The following is a 14,400-nucleotide window of genomic DNA, read 5'->3' as shown; positions in this document are numbered from 1 at the left end:
GTCGCGATTTTCAGGAAAAGTCTGGAATGGTCTGGATCGAACTTTTTTGGTCTGGATTGAACTTTTTTGGTCTGGTTTGGGTCGAAATCGGCATGTCCTTTTCAAAGAACTGGAGATTGCCATGCATCCGATCTTGTTCAGCCTGCCCGCGTCTTTGGAAACGTACCAGGGCCTGGGGAATTTTATGTACAACCACGGAATCAAACAGGAAATGTTTGAGTTGGTCGATATCGCGATCAATGAATGGATGGCGAAATTCCAGGACCAGCAAAACCGGCGTGCAGCATCAACCCTTGATGGGTACCAGTGGAAATGCTTGTTTTTGCCAAGTGGCACGACGTTGCGTACCGTCTATAAGCGCACAAACTACCTGGCTCATGTGGAGGGCAGCGAGGTGCTGTACGAAGGCCAAGGCGTCTCACCTGGTCAGTTTGTGAATCAGGTCGCCAAGTGCGAGCGCAATGCCTGGCGTACCCTGTGGTTACGCTTTCCCAATGAAGACGAATGGCAACCCGCAATGGCGCTACGCAATAAAATGATGGAATTCCAGACCAAACCAGACCGCGCCAGACCAAAAAAGACCGTTTAGGACCGCACAGGACTTTTCCCGAAATCGACAACGGCCTCGTATTGCTGCTGTTGGTTGACGGCGCTCTGCCGTAAAAGCGTCATGATCTGTGATCAATAAGGCAACTTTCTGATGCATTCAATCATGGCCGCTCCTATGCGCCCCTGTGGTCGACGGGGTATAATGCCCGATTCGCTTTTTCTCACCATTTTCCCAGCATGCTTTCTACCGCAAACATCACCATGCAGTTCGGCGCCAAGCCGCTGTTCGAGAACATCTCCGTCAAGTTTGGCGACGGTAACCGCTACGGCCTGATCGGAGCGAACGGCTGCGGCAAGTCGACCTTCATGAAAATCCTGGGCGGCGACCTGGAACCGTCTGCCGGCAACGTCAGCCTGGACGCCAACGAGCGCCTCGGTAAGCTGCGCCAGGACCAGTTTGCCTACGAAGAAATGCGCGTGCTGGACGTGGTCATGATGGGCCACACCGAGATGTGGGAAGCGATGACCAAGCGCGACGCCATCTACGCCAACCCGGAAGCCACCGACGACGACTACATGGAAGCGGCCGAACTGGAAGGCAAGGTCGCCGAATATGACGGCTACACCGCCGAAGCGCGCGCCGGCGAGCTGCTGATGGGCGCCGGCATCGACATCAGCCTGCACCAGGGCCCGATGAGCGCCGTGGCGCCGGGCTGGAAGCTGCGCGTGCTGCTCGCGCAGGCCCTGTTCTCCAATCCGCACATCCTGCTGCTGGACGAACCGACCAACAACCTGGACATCAACACCATCCGCTGGCTGGAAGACACCCTGAACCAGCGCGATTCGACGATGATCATCATTTCCCACGATCGTCACTTCCTGAACCAGGTCTGCACCCACGTCGCCGACATGGACTACGGCACCCTGAAGATCTATCCGGGCAACTACGACGAATACATGCTGGCCTCGACCCAGGCCCGCAACCAGCAGCTGGCCAACAACGCCAAGGCGAAAGAGAAGGTCGCCGAACTGCAGGACTTCGTTCGCCGCTTCTCGGCCAACAAGTCCAAGGCCCGCCAGGCTACTTCGCGCGCCAAGATGATCGACAAGATCAAGATCGAGGACATCAAGCCATCGTCGCGTGCCTATCCGTTCGTGCGCTTCGACGGCGAGAAAAAGCTGCACCGCCTGGCCGTGGAAACCCAGGGCATCTCGAAGACCTACGACCGCACCCTGTTCAAGAACGTCGACCTGATGATCGAAGCGGGCGAGCGCATTGCCATCATTGGCGCCAACGGCGCCGGCAAGACCACCATGCTGCGCTGCATCGGCGGCAAGGACATCACGGGCCTGGACAGCGATACCGGCCTTGTGAAGTGGGCGGAAAACGCCAACGTCGGCTACATGCCGCAGGATCCGACCGAGGAATTCGCTGCGGACATCAACCTGACCGACTGGATGGGCCAGTGGACCAAGGAAGGCGACGACGACCAGGCGGTGCGCTCCTCGCTGGGCCGCCTGCTGTTTGGCGGCGACGAAGTCAAGAAATCGGTCAAGGTCCTGTCGGGTGGCGAAAAAGGTCGTATGATGTATGGCAAGCTGATGCTGGGCCGTCACAATGTCCTGCTGCTGGACGAGCCGACCAACCACATGGACATGGAATCGATTGAGTCGCTCAACATCGCCCTGGAAAAGTACGCCGGCACCCTGATCTTCGTGTCGCATGACCGCGAGTTCGTTTCCTCGCTGGCCACCCGCATCATCGAGATCAAGGAAAACGAAGTCGTGGACTTCCGCGGCGGCTATGAGGAATATCTGAAGAGCCAAGGCATCGAGTAATGATTGAAACTCCGATCAAGACTGTCGAATTCGAGAAGCCGGTCGAAGGCGGCAGCTGCGTGGCCCACGCGTGGGCCCGCACCCCGGCACCCGTGCCGGCCAATGAAAAGATCCTGCTGAAGGAACGCATCAAGACCCTGCTGCGCGAGCGCAACGCCGTGCTGGTGGCCCACTACTACGTGGACGCCGACCTGCAGGACCTGGCCGAGGAAACCGGCGGCTGCGTCTCCGATTCGCTGGAAATGGCGCGCTTCGGGCGCGACCATCCGGCCAAGACCCTGGTGGTGGCCGGCGTCAAGTTCATGGGCGAGACCTCCAAGATCCTGAGTCCGGAGAAAACCGTGCTGATGCCGGACCTGGACGCCACCTGTTCGCTGGACCTGGGCTGCCCGCCGGAAGACTTCATCGCCTTCTGCGACCAGCATCCGGACCGCACCGTGGTGGTGTACGCCAACACCAGTGCCGCGGTGAAGGCGCGCGCAGACTGGATGGTCACGTCCTCGATCGGCCTGGACATCGTCAAGCACCTGCACGAGCAGGGCAAGAAGATCCTGTGGGCACCGGACAAGCACCTTGGTTCCTACATCCAGAAGCAGACTGGCGCCGACATGTTGCTGTGGCAGGGCTCCTGCCTGGTGCACGACGAATTCAAAGGCGCGGAGCTGGACCTGCTGAAGGCCGAGCACCCGAACGCCAAAGTGCTGGTGCACCCGGAGTCGCCGGCCGGCGTGGTTGAGCAAGCCGACGTGGTGGGCTCGACTTCGCAGCTGATCGCCGCTGCTGTCAGCCTGCCGAACACCGAATTCATCGTCGCGACCGACAACGGTATCCTGCACAAGATGCGCATGGCGGCCCCGGGCAAGACCTTCATCGAAGCGCCTACCGCCGGCAACAGCGCGACCTGCAAGAGCTGTGCGCACTGCCCATGGATGGCGATGAACGGCTTGCGCAACCTGGCCGACGTGCTGGAGAACATGAATAACGAGATCCACGTCGATCCCGAAGTCGGCAAGCTGGCCCAGCGTTCGATCAACCGCATGCTCGATTTCGCGGCGGCCAGGAAAGCCAAGGTCGCGCCAGGCGCCGACCTGGCGAAAGAAGCGCAACTGTTCCAAGGTATCGGTCCGGCATGAGTACCCTGAAAAATACATTCGCACCGTTTGACGATGCCTTGGCGGGCGCGTACGAGCGCAACCTGCTGGCGGCCCTGATGGAAGATATCGGCACTGGCGACCTGACCGGCAAGCTGGTGCCGGAAGATGGCCGTGCTACCGCGCGCGTGATCGTGCGCGAAGAGGCGGTCCTGTGCGGCGCACCCTGGTTCGAAGGCGTGATGGAAGCGCTGGATCCGTCCATCGGCATCGACTGGCATTACGCTGAAGGCGACCTGATGGCCGCTGACACGCCTGTCTGCACCATCGTCGGCCCGGCCCGCGCCATCCTGACTGCCGAGCGCTCGGCGCTGAATTTCATGCAGCTGATGTCCGGCGTTGCCACTGCGACCCGTCGCTATGTCGACGTGATCGCAGGCACCACCGCGGCCATCCTCGATACCCGCAAGACGATTCCGGGCATGCGCCTGGCGCAGAAATACGCGGTGCGCGTGGGCGGCGGCCAGAACCAGCGCCTGGCGTTGTACGACGGCATCCTGATCAAGGAGAACCATATCGCGGCGGCAGGCGGCATCACGGCTGCACTGGCGGCGGCCAAGCGCCTGGACGCGAAAGTCAGCATCCAGGTTGAAGTGGAAACGCTGGAGCAACTGGAAGAAGCCCTGTCTGCCGGCGCGGCCTCCATCTTGCTCGACAACTTCAACCTCGACATGATGCGCGCAGCCGTGCAACTGAACGGCGGGCGGGCGCTGCTGGAAGCTTCCGGCGGTGTTAATTTCGACACGGTGCGCGCCATCGCCGAAACCGGCGTGCACCGCATTTCCATCGGCGCCTTGACGAAAGACATCAAGGCCACCGATTACTCGCTGCGTATCATCGGCTGAACCTGCAGGGTCAAGGGATAGCGGGCGATGATGCCGCGCTCGCCTTCCCAGTCGCGCCAGTGTTTCAGGCAGATGTCGTGCCGGCCCACGCGGTCGGCGCGTGCGCGGAACTCGTGGATGCCGGCAGCGCCGGGCACGCCGGCCGGACCGCTGCCGCCATCCTCCCACGCCAGTCCGCCGGCCTGTTCGACGGCCCAGCGGTATCCCGTGCTTGGGTTTTCCTTCAGGCGCACGATCAGCAGCTCACCCTCGGCGAGGTCGACGCTGCTGCCAGCTTGCGACTCATCCACCTGCATCCCGGCCTCCCGTTTACCAGACGTACATTTCGTGAATCATGCCATCGGCTTCGTCGCGGTAGTTGACCTGGCGCTCGCGGTCGCGCGCATGGGCAGACAACATGGCCAGGCCGGTGGTCGCCGTTTCGCTTGCGTTGGACAGCTTCTTCCAGCCGATGCCGGACACGCCAACCCAGGCGTTGCGGTCTTCGGCGATAGTCCACAGTGCAGTGAAGCGTTTGTCATTTTGCCACGCCGTCACCGCGCCCACTGCGGTGCCGGCAGCCTGGGCGGGCAGGGCAGGGGAGCTCTGCCGTGCCAACAGTTCGAGGCCGATAGTGGGCACGGGCGGGCTTTGCAGGAGAAGCGCCGTCGCGCCATCGCCGTCGGGTAGCACGGTTGCCGGGCTCATACTTGGTGCGTCGTACTCCACGACGCCGGATGCCTGGGCGCCGCCAGGTGTCATTGTCGGTTGTGATTCAGTCATGATGTTCTCCGAAATTACTGCGGTTCAGAATACATAGGCTTGCTTGATCACGTTGTCCACTTCGTAGAAGTTGACAGCGCGGCCGGATGCTTTGGCTGCAATCAGGTCGGTCAGCATGTCGTAGAAAATGGCATCGGTTTCGTTGGAAATCTTGCGCCATCCGAGTCCCTGGAAATAGGCCCAGGCATTGCGCTGCTGGTCGATGGCCCACAGGCCGGTGACGCGCGCATTGTTCTGCCAGCCGGTGTTCTGGATGGCGTCCACGCCGTGGTTGCGCCAGCTGTCAATGGCGCACTCGCCGTAGGCAATATTGAAGAAGCCGGCATCGCCCCAGGCATTGCCCCAGCTGTTCTTGCAGATCCAATAGCCTGGGTTGTCGTTATAACCGACGATGGACACGCAGTGCCCGCCGGCCTGCCCCCCCGTCACGTGACGGTAGATGCCGCTCTTGTAGCTGAAGAAGTCGTTGTAGACCACGAAGCAGGCGCTGACCGGGCCCTTGGTGGCGATCCACTCCTTCATCTGTGCCGGGTTGTTGGTCAACGCCGTATAGCCGGTAATGCGCGTCAGCCGCTCGGCCGCATTGCTGCACAGGTTGCCTTCACGGTGATTCAGGTCATAGGGATAGCAGGCTTCGTCGACCACGCCTTGCTTGAAGGCGTCAAACGCGTACTCCGGCCACCAGCCGGTATCGCAGTTGTAGCCCGCCGCCTTGGCATACACGAAGAACAGGTGTGCTTCGCTCAGGTTGATGCTCAGCGCAGGGTTGTTGCGCTGGACGCGCAGGCGTCCTTCCACGGTTGCGATGGTGCCGAATGCCACGCAGGAGCCGCAATTGCCCTGGTCGGTGACATCGGTGACGAAGTTCTTCCCGCCCACATTGCGCAGATCGTAGGCGCTGGGCGCGGCAATGTTCTCGGATGCGCGGGCGCGCAATGCTTCCCGGTTCTGCCGGCTGCGCGCCGCAACCTGGTCGATCGACGCCTCGCCGGGCGGCGGCTTGACCCCCAGGCGCAGTTGCTGCTCGTCGGGCAGCAGTACGGACATGGTGGTCACTCCAGCCTCCCAAGGATCGCCTTCTTTTGCGAGTGCATCCTTGATCTGCTGGAGGGAAATGGTTTCAATAGTCATGGCCTTCTCCTGATGAAGCTGATGGGATTTCCTGCTTGCTCTACCCTGTGAATACGGGGCCATGGGAGCAGCTTGAGTATAGGAGGCGGTCGATATTTCAAGTCCCTTGAATGCGCGGGGATTGAGGTATCTCAAAGCTCCCGCGCCTTGTGCGGTCGACGCCGCAATGAAAAAGGCCGCCCGAAGGCGGCCTGGGCTGAACGCGCTGGCGGCTCAGTCTTGTGCGTAGATGTTGTTGTCCTTGGTCTCACGGATGAACAGGGCGCCAATCACCAGGGTGGCCAGTGCGATCACGATCGGATACCACAGGCCGTAGTAGATGTCGCCCTTGAACGCCACCAGTGCGAAAGCAGTGGTGGGCAGCAGGCCGCCGAACCAGCCGTTGCCGATATGGTATGGCAGCGACATCGAGGTATAGCGGATGCGGGTTGGGAACAGTTCCACCAGCATCGCTGCAATCGGGCCGTACACCATGGTCACGTAAATCACCAGCACCCACAGGATCAGCACCATCATCGGCTTGTTGATCTGCGCCGGGTCGGCCTTGGCCGGATAGCCTGCCGCCTTCACGGTTTCAGCGACGGACTTTTTCAGCTCGCCTTCCTTCTTCTTCGAATCGGCATCGAAGTTGAGGCCGTCGGCGGTCATGGTCGCATTGAAGGACTGGACCTCCTTGTCGCCGACCTTGATCACGGCCACGCTGCCGGCAGGCGCATCCTGGCGGGTGTAGGCGACGGAAGCTTTCGACAGCATCGAGGTTGCGATGTCGCAGGACGACGGGAATTTCTTCTCGCCGGTCGCGTTGAACTGGAAGTGGCACGATGCAGGATCAGCCACCACGACCACCGGCGAATTCTTGATCGCCGATTCCAGCTGCGGGTTGCCGTAGTGGGTCAGCGCGCCGAACAGCGGGAAGTAGGTTGCTGCTGCAATCAGGCAGCCGCCCAGGATGATCCACTTGCGGCCGATCCTGTCGGACAGGCTGCCGAAGAAGATGAAGAACGGCGTTGCCAGGATCAGCGCAATGGCGATCAGGATGTTGGCAGTCGCGATATCCATCTTGAGCGTCTGGATCATGAAGAACAGCGCGTAGAATTGGCCGGTGTACCACACCACCGCCTGGCCCATGGTCAGGCCGAGCAGCGCCAGGATCACGATCTTCAGGTTCTTCCACTGGCCGAAGGCCTCGCTCAGCGGCGCCTTCGAGGTCTTGCCTTCAGCCTTCATCTTGGCGAAAGCAGGGGACTCGTTCATCGACAGGCGGATCCAGACCGAGATGCCCAGCAGTGCCACGGACACCAGGAACGGAATGCGCCAGCCCCAGGATTCAAACTCTTCCAGCGGCATCGAATTGCGGCAGGCCAGGATCACCAGCAGCGACAGGAAGAAGCCCAGCGTTGCGGTGGTCTGGATCCAGGCCGTGAACAGGCCGCGCTTGCCGTGCGGCGCATGTTCCGCCACATAGGTCGCTGCGCCGCCGTACTCGCCGCCCAGCGCCAGGCCTTGCAGCAGGCGCAGTGCGACCAGGATGATGGGCGCCGCGATGCCGATGCTGGCGTAGTTCGGCAGCAGGCCCACGATGAAGGTGGACAGGCCCATGATCAGGATGGTCACCAGGAAGGTGTATTTACGGCCGATCATGTCGCCCAGGCGGCCGAACACGATGGCGCCGAAGGGGCGCACGATGAAGCCGGCAGCGAAGGCCAGCAGCGCGAAAATGAAGGAGGTGGTCGGGTCGCCGACGAAGAACTGCTTGGCGATGATCGATGCCAGCGAACCGTAAAGGTAAAAGTCGTACCATTCGAACACGGTACCGAGCGAAGAGGCGAAGATGACCTTCTTCTCTTCCTTGGTCATCGGCGCGGCCTTGCCGCCGCCCATGCTCCGCCCGTCGGCGGTGCCAGAACTAATTGCCATGATGCTTGTCTCCAGATTAATAGTTAGTGTTCCAAATGCTTCAACGGCAGGATGGAGTCTGGACCAGTATTCTTACAGCATTCTTTCTTGAAACTTACACAAAACTTACAACAGCGCTAATTTAGCGAACGACCGTGCTAAACCTGTGCTATGCTGGTTCGAAACATTCATCCAGAGGAGACACCCATGACCGAAGCAGTCATCGTTTCAACCGCGCGCACCGGCCTCGCCAAATCCTGGAAAGGCGCCTTCAACATGACCCACGGCGCCGGCCTCGGCGGCCACGTGCTGCAGGCGGCCATCGCACGCGCCGGCATTGAAGCGGGCGAGCTGGAGGACGTCGTCATGGGTTGCGCCAATCCGGAAGGCGCCACCGGCGGCAATATCGCGCGCCAGATCGCCTTGCGCGGCGGCGCGCCGGTCACCGTGCCCGGCATGACCATCAATCGTTTCTGCTCTTCCGGCCTGCAGGCCATCGCCAGCGCTGCTCAGCGCGTGCTGGCGGGCGAGGGCGAGATCTTCGCGGCCGGCGGCGTGGAGTCGATCTCCTGCGTGCAGCAGGAAATGAATATGCACATGTACAAGGACGTCTGGCTGAACGAACACAAGCCCGCGATCTACCTGCCGATGCTGCAGACCGCCGAAATCGTGGCCAGGCGCTATGGCATTGCCAGGGAACGCCAGGATGAGTACGGCGTGCAGAGCCAGCAGCGCGCCGCAGCCGCGCAGGCCGCCGGCCGCTTCGATGCCGAGATCGTGCCGATGACGGTCACCATGGGCGTGGCCGACAAGGCGACCGGCATGCTGGGCACGCGCGAAGTGACGATTGCGGCCGACGAGGGCATCCGCGCCGGCACCACCATGGAAGCGGTGCGCGGCATCCGCACTGCCGTGCCGGGCGGCGTGATCACGGCGGGCAATGCCAGCCAGTTCTCCGACGGCGCCTCCTGCGCCATCGTCATGAGCGACCGCATTGCAGCTGCCAAAGGCTTGCAGCCGCTGGGCGTCTTCCGCGGCTTCGCCGTTGCCGGATGCGAGCCGGACGAAATGGGGATCGGCCCGGTCTTCGCCGTGCCGAAACTGCTCGGGCGCGCAGGCCTGAAGGTCGAAGACATCGGCCTGTGGGAGCTGAATGAAGCCTTCGCCGTGCAGGTGCTGTATTGCGCCGACAAGCTTGGCATTCCGATGGAGCGCCTGAACGTGAACGGTGGCGCCATCGCTGTGGGCCATCCTTATGGCGTCTCCGGCGCCCGCATGGTCGGCCACGCGCTGATCGAAGGCAAGCGCCGCGGCGTGAAATATGTGGTGGTCACCATGTGCATCGGTGGCGGCCAGGGTGCGGCAGGCCTGTTCGAGGTGGTGTGATGTCGTCCCGGCTGCTGAACCGCCGCGATGTCGAATTCATGCTGTACGACTGGCTCGACGCCGAAGGGCTGGCCGCGCGTCCGCGCTTTGCCGACCACAGCCGCGAGACCTTCACTGCGGCCCTCGACACCGCCGAGCAGATCGCCACCGACCTGTTCGCCCCGCATAACAAGCTGAGCGACCAGCAGGAGCCGCAGTTCGACGGTGAACGCGTGAGCGTGATCCCGGAAGTGAAGCGCGCACTGGACGCCTTCTCGGCAGCGGGCCTGATGGCCGCCGGCCAGGACTACGCGCTGGGCGGCATGCAATTGCCGCTGACGGTGGAAAAGGCGGTCACCGCCTACTTCACCGCGGCCAACATGGCCACTGCGAGCTACGCCTTCCTCACTATCGGCAACGCCAATACGCTGCTCAAGTGCGCATCCGCGGCGCAGGTCGAGCACTTCGTGCGGCCAATGCTGGAAGGACGCTGGTTCGGTACCATGTGCCTGAGCGAGCCGCAGGCCGGCTCCAGCCTGTCCGACATCGCCACCCGCGCCGAACCGGATCCCGACACCGAAGGCCAGTACCGGCTGACCGGCAACAAGATGTGGATTTCCGGCGGCGAGCACGAACTGGCCGAGAACATCGTGCACCTGGTGCTGGCCAAGATTCCCGGCCCGGACGGCAAGCTGGTGCCCGGCGTGAAGGGCATTTCGCTCTTCATTGTCCCCAAGTTCCTCGACAACGGCGAGCGCAACGACATCGCCCTGGCAGGCCTGAACCACAAGATGGGCAACCGCGGCACCACCAACTGCCTGCTGAACTTCGGCGAAGGGCGTCATCTGCCCGGCGGCCGCAGCGGCGCTGTCGGCTACCTGGTCGGCCGCGAAGGCCAGGGCCTGCTCAACATGTTCCACATGATGAACGAGGCGCGCATCGGTGTGGGCCTGGCGGCCGCGGTACTGGGATACACCGGCTACCTGCACGCTTTGGATTACGCCCGTGAACGCCCGCAGGGCCGGCATCCGGCAGCCAAGGATCCGGCCTCGCCGCAACTGCCCATCATTGCCCACACCGACGTGCGCCGCATGCTGCTGGCGCAAAAAGCCTACGCCGAAGGGGCGTTGGGGCTGTGCCTGTACAGTGCGCGCCTGGTGGACGACGAACATACCGGCGAAACGCCGGAGATCCGCCAGCGCGCCGGCCGCCTGCTGGAATTCCTGACACCGATCACCAAGTCCTGGCCCTCGCAATGGGGGCTGGAGGCGAATAACCTGGCGATCCAGGTGCATGGCGGCTACGGCTACACCCGCGAGTACAACGTCGAGCAGTTCTACCGCGACAACCGCCTGAACCAGATCCACGAAGGCACGCACGGCATCCACGGCCTGGACCTGCTGGGCCGCAAGGCCAGCATCCATGACGGTGCGCTGCTCAAGACCATGGCCGAGGAAATCCGCGCCACGGTGCACAGCGCGCGCGGCGCCGGCCGCGGCGCGGACGCGCGCCAGCTTGTCGCCTACGCCAATGCCCTCGATGCCGCCTGGCGCCGGGTTGAAGAAGTGACGCAGGCCCTGTATGCTGCCCCCGACCTTAACCGGACCCTGGCCAACGCCACGGTCTACCTGGAGGCGGTGGGGCATGTGGTGGTGGCCTGGATCTGGCTGCAGCAAGCCATGGCGGCTGTGGCCGGGCTGCCGGAAGAGGACAACTTCCGGCGCGGCAAACTGCAAGCCTGCCGCTATTTCTACCAATGGGAGCTGCCCAGGGTCCAGCCGCAGCTGGACCTGCTGGCCGCCCTCGATACGACCACGCTCGACATGCAGGACGCGTGGTTCTGAGGAGTAACGAATGATCAAGCACATCGTCATGTGGAAGCTGAAAGACTATGCCGAAGGCGCCGGCCGCGCCGCCAACGCGGCCAAAATGAAGGAGCAGTTGCTGGCCTGTGCCGGCATCGTCCCCGGCATCCTGAAGCTCGAAGTGGCCATCGCCGAACCGGGCCTGGAAGCGACCTGCGACGTCGTGCTGTATTCCGAATTCGAAAGCAAGCAGGCGCTCGACGCCTACCAGTCGCACCCGCAGCACCAGGCACTCAAACCATTCTTCAGCGCTGTGCGCGATGCGCGCCAGTGCATGGATTACACAATTTAAGGACTCGACCATGCGAACTACCCAGGAACTCTTCGACCTCAAAGGCAAGACTGCACTCGTCACCGGCGGCTCGCGCGGCCTGGGCCTGCAAATGGCCCTGGCACTGGGCGAACTGGGCGCGAAGGTGGTGGTCACTTCGCGCAAGCAGGCCGACCTGGACGAAGCGGTTGCAGTGCTGAAGGAAAACGGCGTCGAAGCGTTCGCCATCGCCGCCGACCTGGGCAAGGAAGCATCGATCGATCCGCTGGTGGACGCGGCGCTGGCCGCGCTGGGCGGCCATGTCGACATCCTGGTCAATAACGCCGGCGCCACCTGGGGCGCTCCGGCGGAAGACTATCCACTGGAAGCCTGGGACAAGGTGATGAACCTGAACGTGCGCAGCATCTTCCTGCTGTCGCAAGCCGTCGGCAAGCGCTCCATGATTCCGCGCCGCTCCGGCCGCATTATCAATATCGCATCGATTGCCGGCCTGGCCGGCAATGGCCCCGGCACCATGAAGACCGTCGCTTACAATACGTCCAAGGCGGCCTTGATCAACCTCACCCGCGCCCTCGCGGGCGAGTGGGGCGAGTACGGTATCAACGTCAACGCGCTGGCGCCGGGCTTCTTCCCGTCGAAATTGAGCGCAGGCGTGATCAAGGCCATGGGTGAAAACAAGCTGGCGGCGGCAGCGCCGCTGCAGCGCCTGGGCGGCGACGAGGACTTGAAGGGCGCGGTTGCGCTGTTTGCCTCCGACGCCGGCCGGCACATTACCGGCCAGGTCCTGGCAGTGGATGGCGGGGTCTCGGCGGTCTAAGGAGTTTGCATGTCCAAGTATCATCGCATCGTGCTGGCCTCGCGTCCGCGCGGTGTCGTCGTGCCGGAAAATTTCCGGCTTGAAGAAGTGGAAGTACCGGCGCTGGCCGAAGGCCAGCTCCTGGTGCGCAACCATTACCTGTCGCTGGACCCATACATGCGCGGCCGCATGAGCGAGGCGAAAAGCTATGCTGCGCCCCAGCCGCTGGACCAGACCATGATCGGCGGCACGGTCGGCGAGGTGGTCGAATCGCGCAACGCCAGCTTCGTCGTCGGCGAATTCGTGGCCGGCATGTTCGGCTGGGCCGAGATGGGCGTGTCGGACGGCGCCGGCTTGCGCAAGGTTGATACCAGCGTCGTCCCGGCCTCCGCCCACCTCGGCGTAGTGGGCATGCCCGGCATGACCGCCTGGTACGGCATGCATGAAATCCTGCGCCCGAAGCTGGGCGAGACTGTGGTGGTGTCCGCAGCCAGCGGCGCGGTGGGCAGCGCGGTCGGCCAGTTGGCCAGGCTTGCCGGTTGCCGCGCGGTCGGCATTGCCGGCGGCAAGGCCAAGTGCGATTACGTGGTCAATGAACTGGGTTTCGACGCCTGCGTCGACTACAAGGCCGGCAACCTGAAGGCCGACCTGGCAGCCGCCACTCCGGACGGCATCGACGCCATTTTCGAGAACGTGGGCGGCGAAGTGTTCGATACTGCGCTGGGCCGCAGCAATGCCTTTGCGCGCGTCGCGCTTTGCGGCCTGCTGGCCGGCTACACCGGCGCCGAGATCCCGATCCGCAACGCCAAGAAGCTGCTGCTAAGCCGCATCACCTTGCGCGGTTTCATCGTCACCGAGCATATGGATATGTGGCCGCAAGGCCTGGCCGAGATGGGCAGGCTGGTCGCATCGGGCCAGGTCAAATACCGTGAAACGATTTCCCAGGGCCTGGCCTCGGCGCCGGAAGCCCTTATCGGCCTGCTGCAGGGCCACAACTTCGGTAAACAACTTGTGAGACTTACCTCATGAAAAACTTCCAAGGCAAGGTTGCAGTCATCACCGGGGGCGCGAGCGGCTTTGGCCGTGAATTCGCGCTCAAGGCCCACTCGCTCGGCATGAAGCTGGTGCTGGCGGATGTGCAGCAGGACGCGCTCGACGCCACAGCCGCAGAACTGCGCGCGCAGGGCGCCCAGGCCGTGGCCGTGCGCTGCGACGTGCGCAAATCGGCCGAAGTGCAGGCATTGGCCGATGCGGCGATGCGCGAGTTCGGCGCGGTGCACCTTGTCTTCAACAACGCCGGCGTCGGCTTCGGCGGCCTGCTGTGGGAAGCGACGGAAGCGGACTGGGACTGGGTGATGGGGGTGAACGTCTCGGGCGTGATCCACGGCGTGCGCATCTTCACGCCCCTGATGCTCGAGTGCGCCCGGCGCGACCCGGACTACGAAGGCCACATCGTCAACACATCCTCGATGGCGGGCGTGCTCTGCCCGCCGGTGATGGGCGTCTACAACGTGTCCAAGCACGCCGTGGTGGCGCTGACCGAAAGTCTGTATCACGACCTGGCGCTGGTGCAGGCCCCGATCGGCGCCTCGGTGCTGTGCCCGTTCTTCGTGCCGACCGGCATCCACCAGTCGCACCGCAATCGTCCTGGCGACACGCCGATGGAAGGCAAGCCGACCGCCAGCCAGATGGCGGCGCAAGCCATGGTGACCAAGGCGGTTACTTCCGGCAAGGTGTCGGCGCACGACGTGGCCGAACTGACGTTCGCCGCCATCGCGGGCGACAAATTCTACATCTTCACCCACCCGCAAGCGTTGGACGGTGTGGCGCAGAGGGCCCGCGACATGGTGGCCCGGAACAATCCGGCCGATCCCTATGAAGCCACGCCGCAGGTTCGTGAGGCCCTGCGCGCAATGTTGTGAGAGAATGC

Annotated in this window: 14 protein-coding genes; 10 read left to right on the top strand and 4 right to left on the bottom strand. The window is 63.0% G+C overall.

Translation table 11 applies throughout. The features are described 5' to 3' along the window. Nucleotides 1-121 precede the first annotated feature (121 nt). From ACN9MU_RS17730 to nadC, 4 genes are all read left to right on the top strand, one after another. Complete coding sequence (locus tag ACN9MU_RS17730) at nucleotides 122-589, top strand: hypothetical protein (protein WP_426343194.1); 468 nt, start codon at nucleotides 122-124, stop codon at nucleotides 587-589. A gap of 197 nt (nucleotides 590-786) precedes the next feature. Next, nucleotides 787-2,388, top strand: coding sequence for an ABC-F family ATPase (locus tag ACN9MU_RS17725; protein ID WP_426161696.1), 1,602 nt, complete (start codon nucleotides 787-789; stop codon nucleotides 2,386-2,388). Beyond that, the gene (nadA, locus tag ACN9MU_RS17720; protein ID WP_426318062.1) at nucleotides 2,388-3,521 is read left to right on the top strand and encodes a quinolinate synthase NadA; all 1,134 of its coding nucleotides are present in this window, start codon (nucleotides 2,388-2,390) and stop codon (nucleotides 3,519-3,521) included. Before ACN9MU_RS17725 ends, nadA begins: the two co-directional genes overlap by 1 nt. Then, entirely contained in the window at nucleotides 3,518-4,384 is an 867-nt protein-coding gene (gene nadC / locus ACN9MU_RS17715) for a carboxylating nicotinate-nucleotide diphosphorylase (protein ID WP_426318060.1), read from the top strand. The genes nadA and nadC overlap by 4 nt, the downstream gene beginning before the upstream one ends. Here nadC and ACN9MU_RS17710 read toward each other — a convergent pair. The 4 genes from ACN9MU_RS17710 to ACN9MU_RS17695 form a co-directional block, all read right to left on the bottom strand. Next, a complete protein-coding gene (locus ACN9MU_RS17710) occupies nucleotides 4,360-4,680 on the bottom strand; it encodes a protease inhibitor I42 family protein (RefSeq protein WP_426161693.1) in 321 nt (106 codons plus the stop codon). The genes nadC and ACN9MU_RS17710 overlap by 25 nt on opposite strands. A 13-nt stretch (nucleotides 4,681-4,693) precedes the next feature. Then, nucleotides 4,694-5,146, bottom strand: coding sequence for a hypothetical protein (locus ACN9MU_RS17705; RefSeq protein ID WP_426161692.1), 453 nt, complete (start codon nucleotides 5,144-5,146; stop codon nucleotides 4,694-4,696). 24 nt (nucleotides 5,147-5,170) lie between these two features. Then, nucleotides 5,171-6,277 carry a C1 family peptidase gene (locus tag ACN9MU_RS17700; RefSeq protein WP_426318059.1) on the bottom strand — a complete coding sequence of 369 codons (1,107 nt, stop codon included), beginning with the start codon at nucleotides 6,275-6,277 and terminating at the stop codon, nucleotides 5,171-5,173. 213 nt (nucleotides 6,278-6,490) lie between these two features. After that, on the bottom strand, nucleotides 6,491-8,194 hold the full coding sequence (locus tag ACN9MU_RS17695; RefSeq protein ID WP_426161690.1) for an MFS transporter: 1,704 nt from the start codon (nucleotides 8,192-8,194) through the stop codon (nucleotides 6,491-6,493). 186 nt (nucleotides 8,195-8,380) lie between these two features. Between ACN9MU_RS17695 and ACN9MU_RS17690 the strand changes: the two genes are divergently transcribed. From ACN9MU_RS17690 to ACN9MU_RS17665, 6 genes are read left to right on the top strand one after another with little or no spacing between them, the layout of a single operon-like run. Continuing rightward, entirely contained in the window at nucleotides 8,381-9,559 is a 1,179-nt protein-coding gene (locus ACN9MU_RS17690) for an acetyl-CoA C-acyltransferase (RefSeq protein ID WP_426343193.1), read from the top strand. Beyond that, the gene (locus tag ACN9MU_RS17685) at nucleotides 9,559-11,382 is read left to right on the top strand and encodes an acyl-CoA dehydrogenase (RefSeq protein ID WP_426343192.1); all 1,824 of its coding nucleotides are present in this window, start codon (nucleotides 9,559-9,561) and stop codon (nucleotides 11,380-11,382) included. Before ACN9MU_RS17690 ends, ACN9MU_RS17685 begins: the two co-directional genes overlap by 1 nt. A 10-nt stretch (nucleotides 11,383-11,392) precedes the next feature. After that, the gene (locus ACN9MU_RS17680; RefSeq protein ID WP_426161687.1) at nucleotides 11,393-11,695 is read left to right on the top strand and encodes a Dabb family protein; all 303 of its coding nucleotides are present in this window, start codon (nucleotides 11,393-11,395) and stop codon (nucleotides 11,693-11,695) included. Nucleotides 11,696-11,705: 10 nt separating this feature from the next. Then, nucleotides 11,706-12,491, top strand: a complete 786-nt coding sequence (locus tag ACN9MU_RS17675; RefSeq protein WP_426343191.1) for an SDR family oxidoreductase — start codon at nucleotides 11,706-11,708, stop codon at nucleotides 12,489-12,491. Between the two features lie 9 nt (nucleotides 12,492-12,500). Next, nucleotides 12,501-13,499, top strand: coding sequence for an NADP-dependent oxidoreductase (locus ACN9MU_RS17670; RefSeq protein WP_426161685.1), 999 nt, complete (start codon nucleotides 12,501-12,503; stop codon nucleotides 13,497-13,499). Further along, nucleotides 13,496-14,392 (top strand): SDR family oxidoreductase, encoded by an 897-nt coding sequence (locus ACN9MU_RS17665; RefSeq protein ID WP_426161684.1) that lies wholly within the window; start codon nucleotides 13,496-13,498, stop codon nucleotides 14,390-14,392. The genes ACN9MU_RS17670 and ACN9MU_RS17665 overlap by 4 nt, the downstream gene beginning before the upstream one ends. The last annotated feature ends 8 nt before the right edge of the window (nucleotides 14,393-14,400 follow it).

This window comes from Pseudoduganella sp. R-32, from assembly GCF_049913245.1.
Lineage (GTDB): Bacteria > Pseudomonadota > Gammaproteobacteria > Burkholderiales > Burkholderiaceae_D > Rugamonas.
Note: the sequence above shows the minus strand (reverse complement) of the source record. Positions and strands in the feature narration are given on the sequence as shown.